Here is a 22,925-nt window from a genome sequence, read left to right as displayed (position 1 = left end):
CTTTTTCGTGTGACAAGGAGAGCAGGACATGCCCACACGCAGCGGATCCGCGCGCTACGAAGGTTTCGGCAAGGACGGCAACGGCTGGACCTCGACCCAGTCGGGGGTGCTGAAGGACACGCGCTATGGCTTCGGATCGCGGTTCGAGGATGGGCCGGGCACCAACCCCGAGGAGTTGATCGCCGCGGCGCATGCCAGCTGCTTCACAATGGCGCTCAGCTTCGCACTGGCGGGGGCCGGCTATAACGACGGCACGCTCGAAACCAACGCGCGCGTCACCGTCGACAAGGATGGCGACGGCTTCACGATCACTTCGTCGAAGCTCGACCTTAAGGCGAAGGTGCCGGGCATCGCGCAGGATGAGTTCGCCCGGATCGCCGAGGAGGCCAAGGCGAACTGCCCGGTATCGAAGTTGCTGAACACCGAAATCAGCCTGACGCACCAGCTCGAGCAATAATGTCCTGAAAGTGAACGCGAAGTAGTCTTGCGTTCACGCAACCGCCCCACTCCGTCGTCGTTCAGACCTAACTCTGATCAAGCGAAGGAGAGATGTGATGCGTATCATCATGGCGGCGGTGCTCGGCGCCACAGCGCTGACGTCGCTGTCGGTCACCCCGGCAGCGGCGCAGCGCCCGCGTGAAGCGAACCGCGAATATCGCGAGGACGTGCGTGACGCGCGGGAGGAATATCGCGAAGACCTGCGCGATGCGGACTCGCGTCGCGAGGTGCGTGATGCCCGCCGCGAATATCGCGACAACGTTCGCGACGCGCGGCGCGATCGCAACGACCGGCTGCGCGACTGGCGTCAGTCGGGGCGCTACGATCACAACCGGATCGAACCCGGCCAGCGCCGCTATTATGCCGATCGCTACTATCGCGATGGGCGTTACTATCGGCAGCGCGCACTGACCCGCAACGACCGCATCTACCGCGGCAACGACGGACGTTATTATTGCCGCCGCAACGACGGCACGACCGGGCTGATCGTCGGCGGTCTGGCCGGCGGCGCGCTCGGCAACATCATCGCGGGCGGCGGTTCGCGGCTGCTCGGCACGCTGATCGGCGCGGGCGGCGGCGCGTTGCTCGGCCAGCAGGTCGATCGCGGGCAGGTGGTGTGCCGCTGATCGGACGAAGCGCCCGGCGGCGTGCCGGGCGCTTCGCCTGACATCGTCATCGCCAGCGTAGCGACGAGGGTCGGCCGATCAGATCAGCCCACCACCCAGCATCAGGCGCAGCCCGAAGATCAGGATCAGCACGAGATTGAGGTTGCGCCCGCTATTGTGCGACGACAGCGCGCCGACCGCCGCGCCGACCACAGCGATCGGGATCACGAACCAATAGCCCCAGGCGAGAAACGGCAGGAACGGCACGATCCCGAGCAGGAGCGCGACCAGGCCTATGGCGATCGAAATCAGGTTCAGCATGACTACAACATGGCCCCTCGCACGGTGTCTTGCAAGAGCAAGACACGCATAGCGGACCGCCAACGAACGAGCGACAAGGCGGCGCATGGCCTATCTTCTGCTACTGGTCGCGATCGTCGCTGAAGTCACCGCCACCTCGGCGCTGAAACAGTCGGACGGGTTCACGCGGCCGTTACCGACGCTGGTGACGGCGCTCGGTTACGGCATCGCCTTCTACTTTCTGTCGCTGACGCTGCGGACACTGCCGACCGGCATCGCCTATGCGATCTGGTCCGGGGTCGGGATCATCCTGGTCACCGCCGTTGCGTGGCTGTGGCAAGGACAGCGGCTCGATACCGCGGCGATCGTCGGGATGGCGCTGATCGTCACGGGGGTGCTGGTGATGAACCTGTTCTCGACCAGCGCGCAGGGCTGATTTCCCTTGCGCGCCGAAACACGATAGGGCGCAGCGATGAACTCCCTGTTTCTTGTCATGGCGGGCGGCGCGATCGGCTCCGGCGCACGCTATCTGACCGGGCGCGCGATGACGCACGCGCTTGGTGCCGGCTGGCCGTGGGGCACGCTGACCGTCAATATCGTTGGTGGGCTGCTAATGGGGCTGCTCGTCGGCGTCCTCGCGCGCAACGCCAGCGCCGGCGGTGAGACGTGGCGGCTGCTGCTCGGCATCGGCGTGCTCGGTGGCTTCACCACCTTCTCCTCGTTCGCGCTCGATGTCGTCGGCATGATGGAGCGCGGCGCGCTGGCGGCTGCACTCGGCTATGTCCTGCTGTCGGTGGCCGGTGCGATCGTCGCGCTGTTCGCGGGCCTTGCCATCGCACGGGTGCCGGCATGAGCGACGCCATCCGCCAGTTCACCGTCGGCTATGACGACGACGGCATTCGCGTCGATCGCTGGTTCAAGCGGCACCTGCCCGACACCAGCTTCACCACCGTCGCCAAATGGGCACGCACCGGGCAGTTGCGCGTCGATGGCGCGCGGGTCGGCCCTGGCGACCGCATCCAGGCCGGTCAGGTGCTGCGCGTGCCCCCGCCCGAGCCCGAGCGCGCCGAGGAACGCCCGAAGCGCGAGCGCCCGCCGCTCAGCGAGGACGAGGCGGCGTTCGCGCGCGAAATGGTGATCCACAAGGACGCCGCCGCCTTGGTGCTCAACAAGCCGCCGGGCCTCGCGACGCAGGGCGGCACCAAGACCGTCCAGCATGTCGACGGGCTGCTCGACGCGCTTCAGTATGAGGCGGAGGGGCGGCCGAAGCTGGTCCACCGGCTCGACAAGGACACGTCGGGGGCGCTGCTGGTGGCGCGCAGCGCGCGTGCCGCCGCGGCCTTCGCCAAGAGCTTCTCCAGCCGTACCGCCAAGAAGGTCTATTGGGCGCTGGTGGTGGACGTGCCGTCGATCGACGACGGGATGATCGAGCTGCCGATCGCCAAGCAACCGGGCACCGGCGGCGAGAAGATGCACGTCGACGAAGAGAACGGCCAGCCCGCCCGCACCCGGTACCGCGTGATCGAGCGCGCCGGGAATCGCGCCTGCTGGGTCGAGCTGCAGCCGTTCACCGGGCGCACACACCAGTTGCGCGTCCATATGGCCGCCATCGGGCACCCGATCGTCGGGGATGGCAAATATGGTGGTCCCGCGGCGTTCCTGACCGGGAATATCAGTCGTAAAATGCACCTCCATGCGCGTCGCATCCGCGTCGATCACCCCGATGGTGGCGAGATCGATGTTACCGCGGAGCTGCCGACGCACTTCAGCGAAAGCCTCGCGAGCCTCGGGTTCGAGGTGATGGCGGGCGACATGATGCCGCTCGACGTCAAGCTGCCCCCGACCCGCGAGGAAAAGAAGGCGCGCGCGCGGGCACATGCCAAGACGGTGCGCAAGGAACGCCGCGGCGAACGGCGCGGACGCGGCGCGGCGAAGTAACTGTCATCGCTCCGAATTGAATACGATGCTCCGCCTCCCGCCGAACACCGGCGGGAAACGGGGTGCCGGATCAGGTCCGGTTTGCTGACAGCATTTCGTCGACCCACGCCGGCACCAGCGTGCCGGCCGGTCCGAGCCGCGTCTCGTCGAACCATGCGCTGCCATCCGACGGATCGAGGTTCAGCTCCAGCGTCGCCGCACCGTACTGCCGCGCCAGCTGAACGAATCCCGCCGCCGGGTAGACCGCACCTGAGGTCCCGATCGACACGAACAGATCGGCGCACGACAAGGCCTCGTCGATCCGCTCCATCTGGTACGGCATTTCGCCGAAGAAGACGATGTCCGGGCGCAACGCTGCAGCCCCGCATGCCGGACAGACGGTGCCCGGCGGCAGCGCGTCGCTCCAAGGAAGGCGCGCTTCACACGCCGCGCAGAGCGCCGAGCGCAATTCGCCGTGCATGTGCAGCATCCGCCGCGCCCCGGCGCGCTCGTGCAGATCGTCGACGTTCTGCGTCACGATCAACAATTTACCCGTCCACTCGCGATCGAGCCGCGCCAGCGCCTCATGCGCGCGATTGGGCGTGACGGTGGACAGCGCCGCGCGCCGCAGATCGTAGAAGCGGTGGACCAGCGCCGCGTCGCGCGTGAGCGCCTCGGGCGTGCACACATCCTCAACCCGGTGCCCTTCCCACAGCCCGCCCGGCCCGCGGAAGGTAGCGATACCGCTTTCGGCGGAGATGCCCGCGCCGGTGAGAATAACGATGTTCCTCATGACCCTAGCCTAGCGGGCTGGCGATGCGCGGCAAAGCCGCATAGGCGGCGGCGATGCACCTGGCCCCCGACATCTTCGCCTTCCTCGTTCTGGTCGCGTTTGTCGCAGGCGCGATCGATGCGCTGGCGGGCGGTGGCGGGTTGCTGACGATCCCGGCGCTGCTCGCGGCGGGCGTCCCGCCAGTTTCTGCGTTGGCGACCAATAAGTTGCAGAGTGCGGTGGGGACCGGGTCCGCGTTTCTGACCTTCTGGCGCGCCGGGCATGTCGATTTGCGCCGCTTCTTTTTGCCCGCGGTGGGCGCATTTGGGGGTTCCGTGGCCGGCGCGGTGGCGGTGCAGCATGTCGATCCGCGCTTCCTCGCCGCCTTCGTGCCCGTGCTGTTGATCGCGATGGCGCTCTATTTCCTGCTCTCACCGCCGATGAGCGAGACCGATCGTCATGCGCGGCTGGGACGCGCCGGGCTGACCGGGGTGACCACGTTGCTAGGATTTTATGACGGCTTTTTCGGGCCCGGGACCGGATCGTTCCTGACCACCGCACTGGTCGCGCTGGGTGGGCTCGGTCTGGTGCGCGCCATCGCCAATACCAAGTTCCTCAACCTCGCGACGAACATCGCCGCGCTTGCCGCAATGATCGCGGGCGGCAAGGTGCTGTGGCTGCTGGGCGGCGCGATGGCCGCGGCGAACGTCGCGGGCAATCAGTGCGGCGCGTGGGCCGCGCTGCGCTTCGGCGGCAAGGGAGTCCGGTTGCTGCTGGTCGTCATGTCGATAGCGCTGACGATCAAATTGCTATCGGACCCGGCCAACCCGTTATGGACGTGGCTGCGCCGGTGACCGCCTAGCGGCTGGCATAATCGTTGGCGCGGGCGGTGTCCTCCGCATCGCCGCTCGGGAGGAACGCCCCGGCGACATAGGCCTCGTCGGTGACCTCGACGGTCGCGCCGACCTGCGTCACGGTGAACAGCTTCTTCGCGAACGCGGTCGGCAACCGGATACAGCCGTGCGACGCCGGAAAGCCGGGGTTGCGCCCGGCATGCAGCGCGACGCCGTCCCATGTCAGCCGCTGCATGAACGGCATCGGCGCATCGTCGTACAGGTTCGAGCGATGCTGCGCCTTCTTCTGCAGGATCGTGAAAGTGCCGGTCGGGGTCGGGCGATCGTCGGAGCCGGTCGATACCGACGAGGCGGCGACGAGCTGCTGTCCGCGGAACACATAGGCGCGCTGATCGGGGATCGAGATCAGCACGCTGACCCGCCCCGGCCCGTCCGCCGCCGGCGTCCAGACGAAGCGATTGGGCGGCAGGGTCGCCGCCGCCTCGGTGATCGCCAGCGCCTCCGCGCCATCGGCATGTGCCGGCGCGGCGATGCCGGTCGTCAACAGCGCGGCGAGAAGAAACGGAGCGATTCGGCGCATGGCGGTGGCCTTCGGACTTTCGTTGTGGCGGCCGGCTCATCCGGCGCCCGACGATCAATCAACGCAGCGAAACCGTTTCGGTGCCGGGCGACGAAGCGTTCGACATCTGCGGCAAATGCGCTCCTGCCGGGTACAAACAGCGGTTAACGTTGACGATAATTAACTCGTTCCATGCTACATCGCCCTGATTGGGGCCGGCATTGGGTTGGGGATTTACGTTACTCATGATGCATTCGCAGGATACGGTCGCGTCGCGTCGTGCTTTGCTGAAGACCGGCGGGTTGTTCGTCGGCGCCTTGATGATCCCGGGAGCGGTCTCGGCCGGCATGCGCGACCGTGCACGCCGCAGCGCGCCTGAATCGCTGATCCCGGACGATTTCTTCCATCCGTCGGCGACGCCGGTCACGCAGCCTGCGGTGGCGAGCGCGACGGTGCCGCCCGCGATCGATGCACCGGGCGTCAACCCGCGGCTGCTGAAGCGCGCGCTGGCGGCGCTCGAGCAGCATGGCAGCCGCATCGCCAAGCGCGACCGGATCGCGGTGGCGGATTTCTCGACCGGGTCGAGCGAGCCGCGCTTCCACCTGATCAATCTGGAGGACGGGCGCACCGTGTCGAAGCTGGTCGCGCACGGCAGCGGCTCCGACCCGGCGCACACCGGCTATCTCCAGCGGTTCTCGAACGCCAACGGCTCCAATGCGTCGTGCGAAGGCGCGTTCGCGACCGCCGATTATTATGTCGGCAAGCACGGACGCTCGCAGCGGCTGCTCGGGCTGGACGCGACCAACAACAATGCGCTGGATCGTGCGATCGTCGTCCATGCGGCCTGGTACGCCAACCCGGACATGATCCGCGAGCGCGGGATGCTGGGGCGTAGTCAGGGTTGTTTCGCGGTCGGCGAGAACGAACTGACCGAAGTGTTCGAGCGGCTCGGGCCGGGGCGGATGATCTACGCCGCGAAGGTGTGAGGCCCCACGCCACGTAGCGGTAGTGCCCGACCATCAGCCAGATGTTGTCGCCCCCGACGTGATCCGGGGCCCAGCCTCAACGTTGCGGGCCGCAAGGAAGAAGCGGAGCCCCGGATCAAGTCGAGACCTCTGCGAAAGTGCGGACCATATCCTTCATAAGCCGTTCCCCGGCAGAGGCCGGGGTCCAGTTGGGAAGGTGTTTCAGTCAGTTACAAGCCTCCCCAACTGGGCCCCGGCCTTCGCCGGGGTACAAGAAGGGGACTTTCGCAGAGGCCTCGATCAAGTCCGGGGCGACGCTATGTCGGCGACTCTTCTGCTCAGCGTGCGTCGAAGGCCGCGAGTTCATACGCGATCGACGCCTCGACCAGCGTTTCCCACATCGCCGCGATCGCATCGCCGGGTAGGCGCAGCCGCTCGGCCTCATCACGCGCCTGCGCGATTACCTGCGCCTTGCGTGCCTCGTCGCGCACCGCGCCGCGCTCGGGCTTGATGCGCGCGGCGGCGTCCATATAGTCGAACCGCCGCCGCAGCAGCGCCACGAGTTCGCGGTCGAGCGCGTCGACGCCGGCGCGGACGTCGCTCATCGTGGTGCAATGCTGGCCGGGCAGGATCTCGCTCATGCGCGCTGCTTGGCGACCGGCGCGGCGTCTGTCCAGCTTGACTTGCGCGCCCTGCCCGGCTAGGCGCGCCGCTTCGCAATCGCCCCCGCATCCCGGTGAAGCGGCGGGCCTGCACCTCGATCCGGGGTGTGGCGCGAGACCGGGAACAACCCTGCCCTCCCCGAACGAGTTCGGATCAGGAAGGCGGAAAACGTCATTCGCCTATTGCAAAGGTAATTACATGTCGAAGCGCCATAGCGCCAAGTACAAGCTCGACCGTCGTCTCGGCGAGAACATCTGGGGCCGTCCGAAGAGCCCGGTCAACAAGCGCGAGTACGGCCCCGGCCAGCACGGTCAGCGCCGCAAGGGCAAGGTGTCGGACTTCGGCATCCAGCTGCGCGCCAAGCAGAAGCTCAAGGGCTATTACGGCGACGTGACCGAGAAGCAGTTCCGTCACGCCTATGACGAAGCGTCGCGCATGAAGGGCGACACCTCGCAGAACCTGATCGGCCTGCTCGAGCGCCGCCTCGATGCGATCGTGTATCGCGCCAAGTTCGCGCCGACGATCTGGGCCGCGCGTCAGCTGGTCAGCCACGGCCACATCCGCGTCAACGGCGTGAAGTGCAATGTCGCGTCGCGTCGCTGCTCGATCAACGACGAGATCTCGCTGGGCACCAAGGCGCAGGAAATGGCGCTGGTGATGGAAGCGCAGAACCTCGCCGAGCGCGAAGTGCCCGATTATGTCGCGCAGGACGGCAACACCAAGGTGACGCTGGTCCGCGTGCCGACGCTGGACGAAGTGCCCTATCCGGTGAAGATGGAGCCGAATCTGGTCGTCGAGTTCTACTCGCGCTGATCGGATTTCTCCGGTGGCAGCGATGCCGCCGGAGACCGGACACGAAAAAGGGCGGTCCCCGGCGGGGCCGCCCTTTTTCGTGTGTCGTGTCGGTTGATTAGCGCAGCGATCGTCTCGATCATCGCGAGCGTTGCGAGGCAATCAATCCGGGGTTGATCAGGACGCGCTGGATTGCTTCGCTACGCTCGCAATGACGGATGTGGGGTGCATCGCCTCACCTCGTCTTGCCTAGCCTGTCCAAGCAGGTGGCGCGGCCTCGATCGGACGGAGCCAACCGCGAATGTATGATCGCCGACGCGCCGTCGAAGGAACAGCGGGGCCCCGGATCAAGTCCGGGACGACGAATAGGGAGCCGACGGCTGTCCGCTTTGGCACGCCGGACGCCGATCTCCCTTACGAGTGGTTCGACCAGCCGATCGTCAACCGCACGCCCAGCACCAGCGCGTTGCGGATCGTCGGGTCCGCCGACGGATGGATGACATATTGGACGTCGGGCTGCACCGACACGCCCTTGACGATCTCGTCGCTATAGGTCGCCTCGATGATCGTTTCGGCGTCGCGCAGCGGCGGCAGATCGGCGGGATTGCTCAGCCGGTAGTTGCGCGACAACACCCCGCTGCCCGCGCCGATGGAGAAGGCGCTCGCCGGGCGGCTTTTGAGGGGGCGCTTGAGCAGCATTCCGCCCTGCCAACCGCCGTGGAACGGTGTGGTGGTGCCATCCGACAGGCCAAGGCGCAGGAAGCCGACCAGATAGCGGCTCGCGTCCTCGTCCTTCCCCGCCAGTCCTTGCTCGGCGAGCAAATACAGCCCTTGCGAATAATGATGGTCGTCGGTGGCCGTCAGTCCCGGCGGGATGATCGTCGGCTGCTTGCGCGTGTAATGCCAGGCACCGATCGCCAGCTTGCCCCGGCCCGTCCATCCCGCCTCGCCGATCAGCAGCGCGCCGTCATGCCCGGACAGGTCGATGCCATGTTCGTCGCCCAGCGTACCGGCGCGCGCGTTGATGACCGCGACCGAGGCATAGGTGCGATCGGTCACAGCTTTCAGGCGAAGCGCCAGCGCGGTAGAGGGGAAGATGGCCGGGCCGTTCGTGCCTGTCGCGGCCAGTTCCGATCCGACGCCGAACATCGGCGAGATCAGCAGGCCGGCCGCATCGTTCTGATAGAATTCGCTGTTGACGTCATACAGGCCGGCACGCAGCGTGAGGTGCGCGCCAAGTCCTTTTTCGACCCACGCCTCGTACAGTTTGAACCGCGTCTTTGCGACTTCGATATTGTCGATGCCCTGGATCGACCCCGACAGATCGTTCGGCCGCCCGCCGAAATTGTTGAGCAGCGAGACGTGTGCGAGGGTCTGCTTCCAGCCCGCCGCCTTCTCGAGATCCGCCTCGCCGACCACATCGAGATTGTCGAGGTAGCGCGCGCCCCGCGCCACCCCGCCCGACGCGACGCCCGTGACGTCGGCCTTGTAGGTGACGTCGAGCGAGAAGGGATTATCGGTAGGGGCGGCCTCCTGGGCCAGCGCGGGCTGCCCGAACAGGCAGCCGGCCAGCGCCAGCACGGCCAGCGCGATGCGCGTCCGATTCGGTGTCACGAGCGATCGACCCATGATGTTGACGATCAATCATCATATAACGTGCGATCGTGGAGCCTCCGTTCAGCGACGTGGTAAACCCGTGATACACCCGTATGTGCTTCAGGGATCAGCAAATGGTCTTCCGGCACGCCACAATGCCAGGGTCGTGCGCCTGCTTGTCAAGCCCGGTTGCGCTAACCCGATATTATGATGTGCAAGACTATTCTCCCGGCTCGTTCACCGCGCGGGGGTTCAGGTGCAGTCGATAAACCGGATGATGACGATCACGATCACCGCGATCGCCTTGTTGGTCGTGTTGTCGTGCGCCGCCAGCGTCTGGTCGAACGCTCGTCAGTCCGATGCGCGCGCAGATGCCAGCGCCGCCTCCGCATTGCTGCGCAATCACATGACGGCGGACATGATGCACGATGCGGTGCGCGGCGACATCTTGTCGATCCTGCGCGCCACCACCGTCGGCGACTTAAGCGTCGCCGAAAATCGCAGGGCGCTGAACGAGGACACCGCGCTGCTGCGCAAGACGATCCGGATCGACGCCGCCGCCCCGCAGGTTTCGGCGCAGGCGCAAGAGATCCAGCCGCAGGTCGACGCCTATATCGCCACCGCGCAGCAGATCGCGACCGCGGCGGCGAACGATCCGGCGCGCGCGTCCACGCTGCTGCCGACGTTCGTGGCGGCGTTCGAGAAGCTCGAAGGCGGGATGAGCCACCTGTCGGACGCGATCGAATTGCACGTCCGCACCGTCAACGCGCGCGCCGACCAAGCCGCCGCGATCGCGCGCATCCTGCTGGCGATCACTACGATCACGACCTTCGCGGTCGTCATCGCCGCGGGCATTCTGATGCGGCGCTTCATCGTCGCGCCATTGCTCGCGCTGGTCGACGTGCTCAAGCGCATGACGTCGGGGCAGATGGACGCGGCGATCCCAGCGACCGGGCGTCGCGACGAACTGGGGCAACTGGCGCAGGCGACCGCGGCATTGCGCGACCAGCTGACCGCAGCGGAACGTGCCAAGGAAGCGCAGACGACGTTGATCGTCGACGGGCTAGGCGCGGCGCTCACGCGGTTGGCGGAGGGCGATCTGGTCGCGCGCGTCGAGGCGGATCTGACCGGGCCGTTCGCGCGCATCAAGGACGATTTCAACAATGCGGTCGCGGCGCTGCAATCGACGCTGACGCATGTCGTGCAATCCGCGAGCAGCATCAACAACGGCGCCAGCGACATCCGTCAGGCGTCGGACGACCTGTCGCAACGCACCGAGCAGCAGGCGGCCTCGCTCGAGGAAACCGCCGCGGCGATGGACGAGATCACAAGCACGGTGCGCAGCACCGCCGCACGCGCCGACCGCGCGAATGCCGCGGTCGCCAGCGCCAGCGACGAGGCGCGCCGCTCGGGTGTGGTGGTGCGCAACGCCGTGGAGGCGATGGGCGGGATCGAGCGGACCTCGGCGGAGATTTCGGAGATCATCTCGGTCATCGACGGCATCGCGTTCCAGACCAACCTTCTCGCGCTCAACGCCGGCGTCGAGGCAGCGCGGGCGGGCGATGCGGGCAAGGGCTTCGCCGTCGTGGCGTCCGAAGTGCGCGCGCTGGCGCAACGGTCGGCCGACGCGGCGAAGGACGTGAAGCTGCGCATCACCGCTTCGGGCGATCAGGTGCAGGAAGGCGTGCGGCTGGTCGGCGAAACCGGCGCGGCGCTCACGCGGATCATCGAGCGGATTGCGGAGATCGACTCGCTGGTCGGCGACATCGCTGCGTCCGCCGAGCAACAGGCAACCGGGCTGCAGCAGGTGAACACCGCGGTCGCGGAAATGGACGGCGTGACCCAGCAGAATGCCGCGATGGTCGAGGAATCGACCGCCGCCGCGCGCAGCCTCGCCTCCGATGCCGATGAAATGGCGCGTCAGATTGCGCGCTTCCGCATCGGCGCGGCCGATACGGCGGTGAGGGCAGCGCCGGCTCCGGTCGCGATGATGCGACGCCGGATGGTGCCGCAAACGGTCGGCAATGCCGCACTGGCGGTGCAGGATAACGACTGGGACGCGTTCTGATGCCGAAGTGATCGGCGGGCGGGCGCGCTTGTCAGACGGCACTCCGCAATCGCTGTAAAAGAACAGCCAGCTTTTGCGCGCACAGATTATTTCGGGGAACGAGCGGCTATAGCGCCGTTCGGGACGGAAATGGTGGAGCCGAGGGGGATCGAACCCCTGACCTTCGCAATGCCATTGCGACGCTCTCCCAGCTGAGCTACGGCCCCATTCCGTCCGGGAGGCAGCCCACTAGCCGGGGGCCGCCGGCTTGGCAAGCGGCAATTTCGCCACTCGCCAAGCTTTTTGGAAGGTCAGTTGTTTTCGTCGTCTTCGTTGCTGGTTTCGACGCCAAGATCGTCATCGCCGCCGAGATCGACCTCGTCGTCGGGCGAGGGCTCCTCGTCTTCACCAGTGTCCAGATCCTCGTCGTCACCGGCCAGATCGGCGTCGACCTTCTCCTTGTCGGGCTTGGCGGCCTCGAACGGCAGCGGCTGCTTGGACTTGAGGATCGGCTCCGGCTGCCATGCATAACCGCAGTTGATGCAGGTGACGGGCTCGTCCTTCTGGAGGTCGTAGAAACGCGTCGCGCATTTCGGGCACGTACGCTTCGTGCCCCATTCCGGCTGGATCATGCCGTGAAAAGCCTTTCGGATGGGTGGATCAAACAGGTCGCCCTGTGAAGTGGCGCGTGCCTTGCCATAGCGCAAGGCGGCTGGCAAGGCGCGGCGCGCATGGCGCATTCCTCCTCCCCCGCTCCGTTCACCGTCCCCTCGCCCGCGCGGCTGGCGGGACGGATCCGCGTTCCCGGCGACAAGTCGATCAGCCACCGTTCGCTGATGCTGTCTGCGCTGGCGGTCGGCGAAAGCCGCGTCGAAGGGCTGCTGGAGGGCGAGGACGTGCTCGCCACCGCCGCGGCGATGCGCGCGTTGGGCGCGACGATCGAGCGCGGCGAGGATGGCGTCTGGCGCATCCAAGGTGTCGGCGTCGGCGGGCTGCTCCAGCCGACGCAGGCGCTGGAGATGGGTAATTCGGGCACGTCTACGCGGCTGCTGATGGGCCTTGTCGCCAGCCATCCGATCACCGCGACCTTCACCGGCGACGCCTCGCTGTCGTCGCGCCCGATGGCGCGCGTCGCGGTGCCGCTGGCGCAGATGGGTGCGTCGTTCGAGGCGTCGCCGGGCACGCGGCTGCCGCTGATGGTGCGCGGCGCCTGCCCGGCGGTGCCGATCGACTATGAGCTGCCGGTCGCCTCGGCGCAGGTGAAGTCGGCGGTGCTGCTCGCTGCGCTCAATACGCCCGGCATCACGCGCGTGATCGAGCCCGTGCCGACGCGCGACCATAGCGAGCGGATGCTCGCCGGCTTCGGTGCGCAGCTGACCGTCGAACAGGGGCCGCGCGGGCGCGTGATCTCGCTGACCGGCGAGGCGGAGCTGAAGCCGCAGTCGATCGTCGTGCCGGGCGATCCGTCGTCGGCGGCGTTCTGGATGGTCGCGGCGTCGATCGTGCCGGGCAGCGACGTCGTGATCGAGAATGTCGGGCTCAATCCGACCCGCGCCGGACTGCTCACCGCACTCCGCATGATGGGTGCGGACATCACCGAACTCGATGCACGGGTCGTCGGTGGTGAGCCGGTCGCCGATCTGCGCGTCCGCCATGCGACGCTCGCCGGGATCGTGGTGCCGCACGATCTCGCGCCATCGATGATCGACGAATATCCGGTGCTGTTCGTCGCCGCCGCCTTTGCCGAGGGCACAACGGTGGCGCGCGGGGCCGAAGAGTTGCGCGTCAAGGAGAGCGACCGGATCGCCGCGATGCGCGCCGCGTTGTCGGCGAATGGCGTGGCGACCGACGAACATGAGGACGGGCTGACCGTGCATGGCTCGGGCGGGGAGAAGATCGCGGGTGGGGGCACGGTTGCGACCAAACTCGATCACCGGATCGCGATGAGCATGACGGTCGCCGGGCTGCACGCGCGCGATGCGGTGACGATCGACGACATCGCGCCGGTCGCGACGAGCTATCCGGCCTTTTATCAACAGCTCGCGCACTTGTCGGGGGCCGAGGCATGATCATCGCGGTCGACGGCCCCGCGGCCTCGGGCAAGGGCACGATCGCGCGCGCGCTCGCGCGTCATTACGGCATCCCGCATCTCGACACCGGGCTGCTGTACCGTGCGGTGGCGACGCAGGTGACGCGGCTCGATCTTGACCCCGCGATCGAGGCCGATGCGGTAGCGGCGTGCGACTTCGACGATCAACTGCTGTCGGACCCGATCCTGCGCGACGATGCCACCGGACAGGTCGCGTCGATCGTGTCGGCGCATCCGCTGGTCCGCGCGGCACTGCTCCAGCGGCAGCGGCGCTTTGCGCACCAGCCGGGCGGCGCGGTGCTCGACGGTCGCGACATCGGGACGGTGATCGCGCCCGATGCCGATGCGAAGCTGTTCGTGCGCGCGACCCCGACGATCCGCGCGCGGCGGCGCCATGACGAACTCCACAAGCGCGGCGGTGCGATCAGTTACGATCAGGTGCTGTCCGACATTCGCACCCGCGATGATCGCGACAGCTCCCGCTCGACCGCGCCGCTGGTGGCCGCAGAAGACGCGATGGAACTGGATACCAGCTTTCTGTCGATCGACGCGGCGGTATCGCGCGCGATCGCGCTGGTGGATGCGCGGTCGCGAGGCTGATCAGGCGTTGTGCTGCCAGTCCTCTCGGGCGTGGCGGATACGAAGAACCTCGATGCCTTCATCACGAACGTCGTAGACGATCAAATGCGCGCGATATGGGTAAGCTCTGACCGGGGGCTCGAGTTCATACCGTAATCGAGCGGCGTGCGGAAACTGACTCAGAAACTCGACCGTCCGCCAAAATCCGGCGGCATAGCTGTCTGCCTGCTCGGCACCAAATCGCTCCACTCCGCTGAGATAGATCGCCTCGAAATCGAGCGATGCCCTACGCCTTAGCCGGAACCGCGACAGAGCTGGCCTCCATTGCCTTGGCGCGCACGTCGGCCATGATCTCATCGACTGACCGTGGATCAATCCCGCTCGCGCGCGCTTCATCCACCAGCCGCTGCATGTTCGCGATCTTCTCCGCACGCACCTGTTCGCGGCGGATCAGGTCGCGCACGACGTCGCTGGAGTTGCTGTAGCGGCCGGTCGCGGCCTGCTGCTCGACCCAGTCCTTCATGGCATCGGGGAGCGAGATGTTCATCGTGGCCATGACGTGAAGATGTGATCGATTGGCAAGGATTGTCAACCTTGCTTGCCGAGCGCTTTTCGGCTAGGGCGCGGCGGTCCGGCGGGCTGTGGCTCGCGGAGGCGCGGCGCGATGGCTTGCCCTTCGCGCCTTTTCGCACATCCGCGAATAGCCCCCGCCGCTCCCCAGATCGAACGGATGTCGCGCCCGGCACGGGGCCGGTGCGACAGTGATGGCCAAGACCGGCGGAACCAACCGCCTGGCCGGAAAACGACATAGGACAATTTCTTTTATGGCCTCAGTGGCAACTCCCTCGCGTGACGAATTCGCGGCGATGCTCGATGACATGTTCGGCGGCGCCGACAGCTTCGAGGGCCGCGTGGTGCTGGGCACCGTTACCGCCATCGAGAACGACCTGGTCGTCATCGACGTCGGCCTGAAGAGCGAAGGCCGCGTGCCGCTGCGCGAATTCGCGCCTGCGCCGGGCCAGAAGGCCGACCTGAAGGTCGGTGATGAAGTCGAAGTCTATGTTGACCGCGTCGAGAACATGCACGGCGAAGCGATGCTGTCGCGCGACCGCGCACGCCGCGAAGCCGCCTGGGACAAGCTGGAACTGGAATTCGCCAAGACCGCGCGCGTCGAGGGCGTGATCTTCGGCCGCGTGAAGGGCGGCTTCACCGTCGACCTGAACGGCGCCGTGGCGTTCCTGCCGGGTTCGCAGGTCGACATCCGCCCGGTGCGCGACGTCACCCCGCTGATGGACATCCCGCAGCCGTTCCAGATCCTGAAGATGGACCGCAAGCGCGGCAACATCGTCGTCAGCCGTCGCGCCGTTCTGGAAGAGACCCGCGCCGAGCAGCGTTCGGGCCTGATCCAGTCGCTGCATGAAGGCCAGATCATCGACGGCGTCGTCAAGAACATCACCGATTACGGTGCGTTCGTCGACCTGGGCGGGATCGACGGCCTGCTGCACGTCACCGACCTCAGCTACAAGCGCGTCGGTCACCCGAGCGAGATGATCAACATCGGCGACACCGTGAAGGTCCAGATCATCCGCATCAACAAGGACACGCAGCGCATCTCGCTGGGCATGAAGCAGCTCGAGAGCGATCCGTGGGATGGCGCCGCCGCCAAGTATCCGGTCGGCGCGAAGCTGTCGGGCCGCGTCACGAACATCACCGAATATGGTGCGTTCGTCGAGCTGGAAGCCGGCATCGAGGGCCTGGTCCACGTCAGCGAAATGTCCTGGACCAAGAAGAACGTCCATCCGGGCAAGATCGTCTCGACCTCGCAGGAAGTCGAAGTGGTGGTGCTCGAGGTCGACGAGGACAAGCGTCGCATCTCGCTGGGCCTGAAGCAGGCGCAGAACAACCCGTGGGAGGCGTTCGCCGCCGCGCACCCGATCGGCTCGACTGTCGAGGGCGAAGTCAAGAACGCCACCGAGTTCGGCCTGTTCATCGGCCTGGACAACGACGTCGACGGCATGGTCCACATGTCCGACATCGCATGGGGCGTGTCGGGTGAGGACGCGCTGAACCTGCACCGTAAGGGTGAGATGGTTCAGGCCGTGGTGCTCGACATCGACTCCGAGAAGGAGCGCATCTCGCTGGGCATGAAGCAGCTCGAGCGCGGCGGTCCGGTCGCGGCGGGCGCGGGCGATCGCCTGGGCAAGAACCAGGTCGTCACCGTCACCGTCCTCGAAGTCCGCGACGCGGGCCTCGAAGTGCAGGCGGGCGACGATGGCGCGACCGGCTTCATCAAGCGCACCGACCTCGGCCGCGATCGCGACGAGCAGCGTCCGGAGCGTTTCCAGGTCGGCCAGAAGTTCGACGCGATGGTGACGGGCTTCGACCGCTCCAAGAAGCCGACCTTCTCGGTCAAGGCGATGCAGATCGCCGAGGAGAAGCAGGCCGTGGCGCAGTACGGTTCGTCCGACTCGGGTGCGTCGCTGGGCGACATCCTGGGCGAGGCGCTCAAGGCGCGCGACACCAAGAAGTAAGCGACCTTGCCTTATGGCATCTGGGGGATCGGCCGCTGGCCGGTCCCCTTTTTATTTGCCTGACTTTTGGGTGACCCACTTTGCACAATCGCTGCCAGATCGGTGCTACCGAGGGTACAAACTTACCTGTATCAGACCGCTGTGAACGTAATCCAAGCTCTAAGGAAACGCGGACAATGATCAGGTCGGAGTTGGTTCAGGCATTGTTGAAAGACAATCCGAGCCTGTCCCAGCGGGATGTCGAGGCAATTGTCTCGACCTTCTTCGATGAGATCACCGAGCGGCTGGCCGCAAACGGTCGTGTCGAATTGCGCGGTTTCGGTGCTTTCTCTACGCGCGCTCGCGATGCACGCGTTGGTCGCAATCCGCGCACTGGCGAGACGGTCGAAGTGGACGCGAAGCGCGTGCCGTTCTTCAAGCCCGGCAAGGAAATGCGCGTCCGCCTCAACGTCGCGTGACGTCAATGGGCGCCGCAACGGCTTGACGTGGCGCCCCGCAACCGCTTCGTGGCCGATGATGCGCGGGCGTGGCGGAATCGGTAGACGCTGGGGACTTAAAATCCTCTGCCATTGGCGTGCGGGTTCGAGTCCCGCCGCCCGCACCAGCATCGTTCGTCTGGGTGCACTCTGTCTTCTGGCGCTCGCGACGCCGTCTTGCGGGCGGCGCCCCGATGTCGGCGCGGTCGTGGTGAGCGTGATCGGCGCCGAACCGAAGCTCGCCGAACGCGATCGCAGCGCGCTTCAGGCCGGTGACCGCTTGCTCACCGACTCGCTCGCCGAAGGCCTGGTCCGCTTCGATGCTGTCGGACAAATCGAAGCCGGGGTGGCGGAGCGGTGGATCGTCATCGATGACGGACGCAGCTACATCTTTCGCCTGCGCAATGCCGAATGGGCCGATGGCACGCCGGTTCGTGCGCGCGATGTCGTCCCGCTGCTCCGCCGACAGATCGCGCGTGCCGCCGACAATCGCATCGCGCCCTATCTGACCGCGGTCGCTTCGATCGTCGAGATGACGCCGGAGGTGATCGAGATCGAGCTGGCGCGGCCGCGCCCCGATCTGCTCAAACTGTTCGCGCAGCCCGAATTGGCCCTGGTACGGCCCGGCAAGGCCGGCGGCGCCGGACCGTTCCGACGGCGTGACGGCACGCGCGACAGCATCCTGCTGACACCCGCGCTCGACCCGGATCGTGACCCCGATGAGGAGCGACCGACCCCCGAACAGAATGTCCTGCTGCGCGGCGAACGCGCGGCACTTGCCATCTTACGCTTCGTCGAACGTCATTCGGACCTCGTCTCCGGGGGGACGATCGACGACTGGCCGACGCTACAGGCCGCCAACCCCGCGCCCGCCAACGTGCGGATCGATCCCGCCGCCGGGCTGTTCGGGCTCGCGATCGTGCGACGCGAGGGTTTTCTGGCCGACGCTGCCAACCGCGGCGCGGTTGCGCAGGCGATCGACCGGGCGGACCTGACGGGAAGCGTGTCGGGCGACTGGCCGGCGCGCGAGACGATCCTGCCCGAGCAACTCGATTCCGGCGCACCGCCGATGGTGCCGGTCTGGGCAACGCTGCCGCCCGAGCAACGGCCCGCCGCGGCGCGTTCGCGGGTCATGGCGTGGCGCGCGGCGCAAGGCAGTGCGCCGGTGCTGCGGATCGCGCTGCCCCGCGGGCCGGGCGGCACGCTCCTTTGGGCGCATCTGGCGCGCGATCTGTACGCGGTGGGCATCAAGCCGCTGCGCGTCGCCAGTGAAGACCCGGCCGCGGACCTGCGGCTGGTCGATCTGGTCGCGCCCTATGACAATGCCCGCTGGTATCTGGCTGAGGCGTGCGTCGCTTGCTCTCCGGAGGCACGCGCCGCGATCGAAGCGGCGCGGCTGGCCGACTCGCTGCCGCAGCGCGCCGAGGCGGCGGCGCTTGCCGACCGGTTGCTGACGCAGGATGTGGCGTTCGTTCCGTTGTCACGCCCGTTCCGCTGGTCGCTGGTCGCGCTACGGCTGCGGCAGTGGCAGCCGAACCCACGCGCGTGGCACCCATTGAACCGCCTGCGCGCCGACACCAATTGAGGGTCATGAACGCACGCCCCACCCCGCTGAATGCCGGTCTTTTCGACGCGCTGCCGGTCGGCCGCGATCCCGTGGCGGTACGCCGCCGCGTGGAGGCGGTCGAACGGTTGCTGGAGGGATTGTATGTGATCCCCGGGATCAATCGCCGCGTGGGGCTTGATGCGATCGTGGGGCTGGTGCCGGTGGTTGGCGATCTCTTCGCTGGTGCGATGGGCATGTGGCTGGTGTGGGAAGCGCGCAACCTGGGCATGGGCCGGCTGGCGCTGCTCGGGATGACGGCACGGGTCGGGTTCGACACTGCCTTGGGGATGATCCCGTTCGTCGGTGATGCCGCCGACTTCTTCTACCGTTCGAACACGCGCAATCTGAAGCGAATCAAGAAGCATCTGGATCGCCACCATCCCGCGACCGTGACGCTGGATCGATAGGCGCGGCGGGCGTTAGCCTGCCCAGGGGACGAATACCGTCCCGCCCGGCATCGCATAAGGCACGCCGGTCGTGCCCGGGAAGCTGATCGGTAGTCCCGCAAGAGTCCGCACCGCCATGTAGGCAAAGCCCTCTGCCTCCAGCCCGTCGCCGTGCCAGCCGAGCGCATCGACGGGCTCCAGAGGCAGCGCCGTTCGCTCGGCAATCATCCGTAGCATTGCGGGATTGTGGCGTCCCCCGCCGGCCACCAGCAGGCGCCGGGGCTGGAGCGGAAGCAGTGTCAGCGCCTCGGCGACCGTGGCTGCGGTAAAGGCCGTTAGCGTTGCGGCACCATCCGCCGCCGACAGACCGCGCGCCGGCTGGATCGTGAAATCGTTGCGATCGAGCGACTTCGGATAGGGTGCGTCGAAGAATGGATGGTCGAGCATCGCGGTCAGGACCGTTTCGTCGACCCGACCCGCGGCGGCAAGCGCGCCGTCCTTGTCGAAGCGTGCGCCGCTTTCGTGTTCCACCCAGCTATCGATCAGGCCATTCGCCGGCCCGGTGTCGAACGCGGCGATCGCCGCGCCGCCATCGATCAGCGTGATGTTCGCCACCCCGCCGAGGTTGAGAATAGCGACCGGCCCGTCGAGCCCGGCGGCGAGCGCCGCGTGATAGATCGGAAGCAGCGGCGCCCCCTGCCCGCCCGCTGCGACATCGGCGCTGCGAAAATCGGCGACGGTCCGAATACCGGTGGCATCGGCCAGCACCTGACCGTCGCCGATCTGCCACGTCCAGCGCCGGTCAGGACGGTGCGCGACCGTCTGCCCATGAAAACCGATCACGCCGACGTCACCCGCCGCGACACCGGCATCGCGGAGCAGCTTCTGCACCGCCAGCGCGTGCGTTCGCGTGATCAGCGCTGCGGCCTCGACCAGCGGGGGGCTGGAGCGCGGGCGAGGATAAGTGAGCGCAGTCGCGGTCGCCTCCGCGAGTTGCGCGCGCGCGGCGTCCGAGTACGGCTCGCCGCGGAACGCAAGGTGACGGACCGCCTGCTGCCCGTCGGTTTCGATCAGCGCCGCGTCGATCCCGTCCAGCGATGTGCCCGACATCAATCCGATCGCCAGCATCCGCGCGTCCTCCCGTCCCGAAACAGTCGCCGCTATCGCGTGTGCCGCCGCCACTGGCAAATCGCGTCATCGCGCATTATGTGCGAACGATCCCATGGCAACGCAAATCCCCTCACCGCCCCGCGTGGGCATGGTCTCGCTCGGCTGCCCCAAGAACCTGGTCGACAGCGAACGGATCCTGACCCAGCTCCGCGCCGACGGCTATCAGATGTCCGCCGATTATGCCGGTGCGGACGTGGTGCTGGTCAACACCTGCGGTTTTCTCGATTCGGCCAAGGAAGAGTCGCTGGAGGCGATCGGCGAGGCAATTGCAGAGAACGGGCGCGTCATCGTCACTGGCTGCATGGGCAAGGAAGCCGAGACGATCCGCACGCGCTTCCCCGGCGTGCTCGCGATCACCGGTGCGCATGAATATGAGCAGGTGGTGGAGGCGGTCCATGCCGCCGCGCCCGCGTCGCTGAGCCCGTTCGTTGACCTGATCCCCGATGCCGGGCTGAAGCTGACGCCGCGCCACTACAGCTATCTGAAGATCTCGGAAGGCTGCAATCACCGCTGTTCCTTCTGCATCATTCCGTCGCTGCGCGGCGATCTGGTCAGCCGTCGCCCCGATGCGATCCTGCGCGAAGCCGAGAAGCTGGTGGCGGCGGGGACGAGGGAATTGCTGGTCATCAGCCAGGACACGTCGGCGTATGGCATCGACATTCGCGACCAGTCGCGGATGTGGAAGGGTGCGGAGGTCCGCCCGCACATGACCGATCTGGCCCGCGAGCTGGGCAGGATCGCGCCGTGGGTGCGGCTGCACTACGTCTATCCCTATCCGCACGTCGATCAGGTGATCCCGCTGATGGCGGACGGCCTAGTACTGCCGTATCTCGACATTCCGTTCCAGCACGCCGCGCCCGCGGTGCTGCGCCGGATGAAGCGCCCGGCCAACGACGCCAAGGTGCTCGGTCGGATTAAGGCATGGCGCGACATCTGCCCCGATATTGCGATCCGCTCGACCTTCGTGGTCGGCTTCCCGGGTGAGACTGAGGAAGATTTCCAGTATCTGCTCGACTGGCTCGACGAGGCGCAGCTCGACCGGGTCGGTGCGTTCCGCTTCGAGCCGGTCGAGGGTGCGTCGGCCAATGCCCTGCCCGATCCGGTGCCCGAGGCGGTCAAGGAAGAGCGCTATGCGAGGATCATGGAAAAGACCGCCGCGATTTCCGCCGCGAAGCTCGCCGCCAAGGTCGGGCGGACGCTGGAGGTGATCGTCGACGCCGTCGATGCCGAGAGCGGCGGTGCATCCGGCCGATCGATGGCCGATGCGCCGGAGATCGATGGCGAAGTGCATCTGCGTGATGCCGGGCATCTCGCCCCCGGCGATATCCTGCCGGTCACGATCGAAGATGCCGACGAGCACGATCTGTTCGGCGTTCCGGTAGTCCGGGATTAATGCAGGTTTTCTCCTGAAAACCGACTTCCATACGGTTGGTTAACCCGGCGCTTTTAAGCCGGCACGACCATCGATGGAGATGTCATGCCGCGCCGTATCCGGTCCCTGCTGTCAATGCTGAGCGCCGAAGTCGCCGCGCACGCCGACCGGTCGGAGGCGATCGCGGGACAGACCCGGCTGCTCGCGCTCAACGCCGCGATCGAAGCCGCGCGTTCGGGCGAGGCCGGGCGCGGCTTCGGGGTGGTGGCGCAGGAGGTGAAGACGCTCGCGGCGCAGGCGAGCAACTCCTCGCGCGCATTCCGCGAAGATCTGCTCGGTCGACTTCATCAAGGTAGCGAAATCGCGGCCGATCTGGTGCGCGAGCTGGAAGGTGGACGCCTGGGCGAGCTGGCGCAATCGATCGCTGACGCGCTGTCGCGCACGTTGTTCGACCGCACGATCGACGTACGCGTGCTGGCGAGCGATCACGCCGTGCGCGAGAGCCTTTTGCTGCCCGGCGACGCCCGCGCCGAGGCACGGGCGCTGGAGCGGATGCGCTCGCTGCTGGGTTTTTCGCCCTATTTCCTCAACGCTTTCGTCGTCGCGGCCGACGGGCAAGTCGGGGTTTGCGCGCATGACAACGCCGCGGTGCGGACCGTTCGTTTCGAGAATTACGGTCAGTTTCGGGCCGCGATGGATGGACCGATGCCAAGCGGCTGGGCCACCGACGAGGTGTGGTCCAATCCCTGGTCGCACGATCGCAAGGTGCTGATTTTCGTCGCGCCGGTCGTTGTCGAGGGGGTGACGGTCGGCGTCTGCTATCTCGAATATGATTTCGAGGGACAGGTCGCCCGATTGATCGACGTCATGAACCGATCGTCACAGCGCGCGACGATCTCGATCGTCGATACCGAAGGCCGGGTGGTCGCGACCACGGGAACACGGCGCTTCCACGAGCGCCATCCGCATGCCACCGACATGCGCGGCGCCCGGGTGCAGTCGCTCGACCAGTTGGTGGTGGCGCAGGCGTCGGTGCCCAGCGACCATGGCGTTCCCGGGCTCAACTTCCGGTGCGTGATCGAGGATCACGTCGCGTCGGAAACCGACGTCGTGGCTGCAATGGCCGCCTGACCCACCGCCCGAACCCG

At 66.8% G+C, this 22,925-nt stretch carries 26 protein-coding genes, 2 tRNA genes and 1 pseudogene; 18 read left to right on the top strand and 11 right to left on the bottom strand.

All coding sequences use genetic code 11. The features are described 5' to 3' along the window. Nucleotides 1-28 precede the first annotated feature (28 nt). Entirely contained in the window at nt 29-457 is a 429-nt protein-coding gene (locus SPHPH_RS0103365) for an OsmC family protein (RefSeq protein WP_028965416.1), read from the top strand. Nucleotides 458-554: 97 nt separating this feature from the next. Beyond that, nucleotides 555-1,124 (top strand): glycine zipper 2TM domain-containing protein, encoded by a 570-nt coding sequence (locus SPHPH_RS0103360; RefSeq protein ID WP_028965415.1) that lies wholly within the window; start codon nt 555-557, stop codon nt 1,122-1,124. 78 nt (nt 1,125-1,202) lie between these two features. Here the strand turns inward: SPHPH_RS0103360 and SPHPH_RS0103355 are convergent, their stop codons facing one another. Further along, the gene (locus tag SPHPH_RS0103355) at nt 1,203-1,424 is read right to left on the bottom strand and encodes a hypothetical protein (RefSeq protein WP_028965414.1); all 222 of its coding nucleotides are present in this window, start codon (nt 1,422-1,424) and stop codon (nt 1,203-1,205) included. A gap of 85 nt (nt 1,425-1,509) precedes the next feature. Between SPHPH_RS0103355 and SPHPH_RS0103350 the strand changes: the two genes are divergently transcribed. The 3 genes from SPHPH_RS0103350 to SPHPH_RS0103340 are packed head-to-tail and all read left to right on the top strand — an operon-like array spanning nt 1,510 to nt 3,341. Beyond that, the gene (locus SPHPH_RS0103350; RefSeq protein WP_028965413.1) at nt 1,510-1,839 is read left to right on the top strand and encodes a DMT family transporter; all 330 of its coding nucleotides are present in this window, start codon (nt 1,510-1,512) and stop codon (nt 1,837-1,839) included. Nucleotides 1,840-1,875: 36 nt separating this feature from the next. Continuing rightward, a complete protein-coding gene (gene crcB / locus SPHPH_RS0103345; protein WP_028965412.1) occupies nt 1,876-2,256 on the top strand; it encodes a fluoride efflux transporter CrcB in 381 nt (126 codons plus the stop codon). Beyond that, nucleotides 2,253-3,341, top strand: coding sequence for an RluA family pseudouridine synthase (locus tag SPHPH_RS0103340; RefSeq protein WP_028965411.1), 1,089 nt, complete (start codon nt 2,253-2,255; stop codon nt 3,339-3,341). Before crcB ends, SPHPH_RS0103340 begins: the two co-directional genes overlap by 4 nt. A gap of 70 nt (nt 3,342-3,411) precedes the next feature. Here SPHPH_RS0103340 and SPHPH_RS0103335 read toward each other — a convergent pair whose 3' ends face one another. Continuing rightward, nucleotides 3,412-4,113 carry an NAD-dependent deacylase gene (locus tag SPHPH_RS0103335; RefSeq protein ID WP_028965410.1) on the bottom strand — a complete coding sequence of 234 codons (702 nt, stop codon included), beginning with the start codon at nt 4,111-4,113 and terminating at the stop codon, nt 3,412-3,414. Nucleotides 4,114-4,166: 53 nt separating this feature from the next. Here SPHPH_RS0103335 and SPHPH_RS0103330 point away from each other — a divergent pair, with 53 nt between their 5' ends. Beyond that, the gene (locus tag SPHPH_RS0103330; protein WP_028965409.1) at nt 4,167-4,946 is read left to right on the top strand and encodes a TSUP family transporter; all 780 of its coding nucleotides are present in this window, start codon (nt 4,167-4,169) and stop codon (nt 4,944-4,946) included. A gap of 4 nt (nt 4,947-4,950) precedes the next feature. On the opposite strand, the gene SPHPH_RS0103325 is transcribed toward SPHPH_RS0103330, so the two are convergent. Both SPHPH_RS0103325 and SPHPH_RS21300 read right to left on the bottom strand, forming a co-directional pair. Continuing rightward, nucleotides 4,951-5,526, bottom strand: a complete 576-nt coding sequence (locus tag SPHPH_RS0103325; RefSeq protein ID WP_028965408.1) for a L,D-transpeptidase family protein — start codon at nt 5,524-5,526, stop codon at nt 4,951-4,953. A 58-nt stretch (nt 5,527-5,584) separates the two neighbouring features. Beyond that, nucleotides 5,585-5,854 carry a hypothetical protein gene (locus SPHPH_RS21300; protein ID WP_162143905.1) on the bottom strand — a complete coding sequence of 90 codons (270 nt, stop codon included), beginning with the start codon at nt 5,852-5,854 and terminating at the stop codon, nt 5,585-5,587. On the opposite strand from SPHPH_RS21300, the gene SPHPH_RS0103320 reads away from it, so the two are divergent. Next, the gene (locus tag SPHPH_RS0103320) at nt 5,754-6,491 is read left to right on the top strand and encodes a murein L,D-transpeptidase catalytic domain family protein (protein ID WP_420329297.1); all 738 of its coding nucleotides are present in this window, start codon (nt 5,754-5,756) and stop codon (nt 6,489-6,491) included. The two genes, SPHPH_RS21300 and SPHPH_RS0103320, sit on opposite strands and share 101 nt — an antisense overlap. Before the next feature lie 317 nt (nt 6,492-6,808). Here SPHPH_RS0103320 and SPHPH_RS0103315 read toward each other — a convergent pair whose 3' ends face one another. After that, the gene (locus SPHPH_RS0103315) at nt 6,809-7,111 is read right to left on the bottom strand and encodes a chorismate mutase (protein ID WP_028965406.1); all 303 of its coding nucleotides are present in this window, start codon (nt 7,109-7,111) and stop codon (nt 6,809-6,811) included. 220 nt (nt 7,112-7,331) lie between these two features. Between SPHPH_RS0103315 and rpsD the strand changes: the two genes are divergently transcribed. Beyond that, nucleotides 7,332-7,946 carry a 30S ribosomal protein S4 gene (gene rpsD, locus SPHPH_RS0103310; protein ID WP_028965405.1) on the top strand — a complete coding sequence of 205 codons (615 nt, stop codon included), beginning with the start codon at nt 7,332-7,334 and terminating at the stop codon, nt 7,944-7,946. A gap of 393 nt (nt 7,947-8,339) precedes the next feature. On the opposite strand, the gene SPHPH_RS0103305 is transcribed toward rpsD, so the two are convergent. After that, the gene (locus SPHPH_RS0103305) at nt 8,340-9,539 is read right to left on the bottom strand and encodes a carbohydrate porin (protein ID WP_028965404.1); all 1,200 of its coding nucleotides are present in this window, start codon (nt 9,537-9,539) and stop codon (nt 8,340-8,342) included. A 259-nt stretch (nt 9,540-9,798) separates the two neighbouring features. On the opposite strand from SPHPH_RS0103305, the gene SPHPH_RS0103300 reads away from it, so the two are divergent. Next, on the top strand, nt 9,799-11,589 hold the full coding sequence (locus SPHPH_RS0103300) for a methyl-accepting chemotaxis protein (protein ID WP_156025804.1): 1,791 nt from the start codon (nt 9,799-9,801) through the stop codon (nt 11,587-11,589). Between the two features lie 130 nt (nt 11,590-11,719). Here the strand turns inward: SPHPH_RS0103300 and SPHPH_RS0103295 are convergent. Continuing rightward, a tRNA-Ala gene (locus SPHPH_RS0103295) sits at nt 11,720-11,795 on the bottom strand. A gap of 84 nt (nt 11,796-11,879) precedes the next feature. Further along, entirely contained in the window at nt 11,880-12,200 is a 321-nt protein-coding gene (locus tag SPHPH_RS0103290) for an FYDLN acid domain-containing protein (protein WP_028965402.1), read from the bottom strand. Nucleotides 12,201-12,299: 99 nt separating this feature from the next. On the opposite strand from SPHPH_RS0103290, the gene aroA reads away from it, so the two are divergent. Further along, nucleotides 12,300-13,637, top strand: coding sequence for a 3-phosphoshikimate 1-carboxyvinyltransferase (aroA, locus tag SPHPH_RS0103285; RefSeq protein WP_028965401.1), 1,338 nt, complete (start codon nt 12,300-12,302; stop codon nt 13,635-13,637). After that, entirely contained in the window at nt 13,634-14,257 is a 624-nt protein-coding gene (gene cmk, locus SPHPH_RS0103280; RefSeq protein ID WP_028965400.1) for a (d)CMP kinase, read from the top strand. Before aroA ends, cmk begins: the two co-directional genes overlap by 4 nt. Here the strand turns inward: cmk and SPHPH_RS20670 are convergent, their stop codons facing one another. Both SPHPH_RS20670 and SPHPH_RS0103270 read right to left on the bottom strand, forming a co-directional pair. After that, nucleotides 14,258-14,593: a type II toxin-antitoxin system RelE/ParE family toxin gene (locus tag SPHPH_RS20670; protein ID WP_238302865.1), complete on the bottom strand. Its 336-nt coding sequence runs from the start codon at nt 14,591-14,593 to the stop codon at nt 14,258-14,260. After that, nucleotides 14,523-14,783: a type II toxin-antitoxin system ParD family antitoxin gene (locus SPHPH_RS0103270; RefSeq protein ID WP_337587817.1), complete on the bottom strand. Its 261-nt coding sequence runs from the start codon at nt 14,781-14,783 to the stop codon at nt 14,523-14,525. The genes SPHPH_RS20670 and SPHPH_RS0103270 overlap by 71 nt, the downstream gene beginning before the upstream one ends. A gap of 277 nt (nt 14,784-15,060) precedes the next feature. On the opposite strand from SPHPH_RS0103270, the gene rpsA reads away from it, so the two are divergent. The 5 genes from rpsA to SPHPH_RS0103245 all read left to right on the top strand — a co-directional run bounded on the left by rpsA (nt 15,061) and on the right by SPHPH_RS0103245 (nt 19,256). Continuing rightward, nucleotides 15,061-16,767 (top strand): 30S ribosomal protein S1, encoded by a 1,707-nt coding sequence (rpsA, locus tag SPHPH_RS0103265; protein ID WP_028965398.1) that lies wholly within the window; start codon nt 15,061-15,063, stop codon nt 16,765-16,767. 176 nt (nt 16,768-16,943) lie between these two features. Continuing rightward, complete coding sequence (locus SPHPH_RS0103260; protein ID WP_028965397.1) at nt 16,944-17,225, top strand: integration host factor subunit beta; 282 nt, start codon at nt 16,944-16,946, stop codon at nt 17,223-17,225. A 62-nt stretch (nt 17,226-17,287) separates the two neighbouring features. Further along, nucleotides 17,288-17,371: transfer RNA gene (locus tag SPHPH_RS0103255), tRNA-Leu, on the top strand. Nucleotides 17,372-17,454: 83 nt separating this feature from the next. Next, nucleotides 17,455-18,828: an ABC transporter substrate-binding protein gene (locus SPHPH_RS0103250; RefSeq protein ID WP_028965396.1), complete on the top strand. Its 1,374-nt coding sequence runs from the start codon at nt 17,455-17,457 to the stop codon at nt 18,826-18,828. Nucleotides 18,829-18,833: 5 nt separating this feature from the next. Further along, nucleotides 18,834-19,256: a DUF4112 domain-containing protein gene (locus tag SPHPH_RS0103245; RefSeq protein WP_037487986.1), complete on the top strand. Its 423-nt coding sequence runs from the start codon at nt 18,834-18,836 to the stop codon at nt 19,254-19,256. Nucleotides 19,257-19,268: 12 nt separating this feature from the next. Here the strand turns inward: SPHPH_RS0103245 and SPHPH_RS0103240 are convergent, their stop codons facing one another. Further along, nucleotides 19,269-20,363 (bottom strand): anhydro-N-acetylmuramic acid kinase, encoded by a 1,095-nt coding sequence (locus tag SPHPH_RS0103240; protein ID WP_028965394.1) that lies wholly within the window; start codon nt 20,361-20,363, stop codon nt 19,269-19,271. 94 nt (nt 20,364-20,457) lie between these two features. Here SPHPH_RS0103240 and rimO point away from each other — a divergent pair, with 94 nt between their 5' ends. Continuing rightward, nucleotides 20,458-21,798 (top strand): 30S ribosomal protein S12 methylthiotransferase RimO, encoded by a 1,341-nt coding sequence (gene rimO / locus SPHPH_RS0103235; protein ID WP_037487983.1) that lies wholly within the window; start codon nt 20,458-20,460, stop codon nt 21,796-21,798. Between the two features lie 159 nt (nt 21,799-21,957). Beyond that, nucleotides 21,958-22,908: pseudogene (locus SPHPH_RS21655) on the top strand (cache domain-containing protein); the annotation flags it as partial. Between the last annotated feature and the right edge of the window lie 17 nt (nt 22,909-22,925).

Origin of the sequence: Sphingomonas phyllosphaerae FA2 (assembly GCF_000427645.1) — a bacterium.
Taxonomy (GTDB): Bacteria; Pseudomonadota; Alphaproteobacteria; order Sphingomonadales; family Sphingomonadaceae; genus Sphingomonas; species Sphingomonas phyllosphaerae.
The sequence above is the reverse complement of the archived record's forward strand: the minus strand, read 5'-3'. Positions and strand labels throughout refer to the sequence as shown.

Bases quoted from the DNA above. Each gene is read 5' to 3' on its own strand.
- SPHPH_RS20670 (WP_238302865.1), bottom strand. From the start codon at position 14,593: ATGAGATCATGGCCGACGTGCGCGCCAAGGCAATGGAGGCCAGCTCTG.
- SPHPH_RS0103300 (WP_156025804.1), top strand. From the start codon at position 9,799: ATGACGATCACGATCACCGCGATCGCCTTGTTGGTCGTGTTGTCGTGC.
- SPHPH_RS0103315 (WP_028965406.1), bottom strand. From the start codon at position 7,111: ATGAGCGAGATCCTGCCCGGCCAGCATTGCACCACGATGAGCGACGTC.
- SPHPH_RS0103240 (WP_028965394.1), bottom strand. From the start codon at position 20,363: ATGCTGGCGATCGGATTGATGTCGGGCACATCGCTGGACGGGATCGAC.
- SPHPH_RS0103350 (WP_028965413.1), top strand. From the start codon at position 1,510: ATGGCCTATCTTCTGCTACTGGTCGCGATCGTCGCTGAAGTCACCGCC.
- rpsD (WP_028965405.1), top strand. From the start codon at position 7,332: ATGTCGAAGCGCCATAGCGCCAAGTACAAGCTCGACCGTCGTCTCGGC.
- cmk (WP_028965400.1), top strand. From the start codon at position 13,634: ATGATCATCGCGGTCGACGGCCCCGCGGCCTCGGGCAAGGGCACGATC.
- SPHPH_RS0103260 (WP_028965397.1), top strand. From the start codon at position 16,944: ATGATCAGGTCGGAGTTGGTTCAGGCATTGTTGAAAGACAATCCGAGC.
- SPHPH_RS0103340 (WP_028965411.1), top strand. From the start codon at position 2,253: ATGAGCGACGCCATCCGCCAGTTCACCGTCGGCTATGACGACGACGGC.
- rimO (WP_037487983.1), top strand. From the start codon at position 20,458: ATGGCAACGCAAATCCCCTCACCGCCCCGCGTGGGCATGGTCTCGCTC.
- SPHPH_RS0103290 (WP_028965402.1), bottom strand. From the start codon at position 12,200: ATGATCCAGCCGGAATGGGGCACGAAGCGTACGTGCCCGAAATGCGCG.
- rpsA (WP_028965398.1), top strand. From the start codon at position 15,061: ATGGCCTCAGTGGCAACTCCCTCGCGTGACGAATTCGCGGCGATGCTC.
- SPHPH_RS0103245 (WP_037487986.1), top strand. From the start codon at position 18,834: ATGAACGCACGCCCCACCCCGCTGAATGCCGGTCTTTTCGACGCGCTG.
- SPHPH_RS0103355 (WP_028965414.1), bottom strand. From the start codon at position 1,424: ATGCTGAACCTGATTTCGATCGCCATAGGCCTGGTCGCGCTCCTGCTC.
- SPHPH_RS0103360 (WP_028965415.1), top strand. From the start codon at position 555: ATGCGTATCATCATGGCGGCGGTGCTCGGCGCCACAGCGCTGACGTCG.
- SPHPH_RS0103330 (WP_028965409.1), top strand. From the start codon at position 4,167: ATGCACCTGGCCCCCGACATCTTCGCCTTCCTCGTTCTGGTCGCGTTT.
- SPHPH_RS0103320 (WP_420329297.1), top strand. From the start codon at position 5,754: ATGCATTCGCAGGATACGGTCGCGTCGCGTCGTGCTTTGCTGAAGACC.
- SPHPH_RS0103270 (WP_337587817.1), bottom strand. From the start codon at position 14,783: ATGAACATCTCGCTCCCCGATGCCATGAAGGACTGGGTCGAGCAGCAG.
- SPHPH_RS0103325 (WP_028965408.1), bottom strand. From the start codon at position 5,526: ATGCGCCGAATCGCTCCGTTTCTTCTCGCCGCGCTGTTGACGACCGGC.
- SPHPH_RS21300 (WP_162143905.1), bottom strand. From the start codon at position 5,854: ATGCCGGCCGAGACCGCTCCCGGGATCATCAAGGCGCCGACGAACAAC.
- SPHPH_RS0103335 (WP_028965410.1), bottom strand. From the start codon at position 4,113: ATGAGGAACATCGTTATTCTCACCGGCGCGGGCATCTCCGCCGAAAGC.
- SPHPH_RS0103365 (WP_028965416.1), top strand. From the start codon at position 29: ATGCCCACACGCAGCGGATCCGCGCGCTACGAAGGTTTCGGCAAGGAC.
- crcB (WP_028965412.1), top strand. From the start codon at position 1,876: ATGAACTCCCTGTTTCTTGTCATGGCGGGCGGCGCGATCGGCTCCGGC.
- aroA (WP_028965401.1), top strand. From the start codon at position 12,300: ATGGCGCATTCCTCCTCCCCCGCTCCGTTCACCGTCCCCTCGCCCGCG.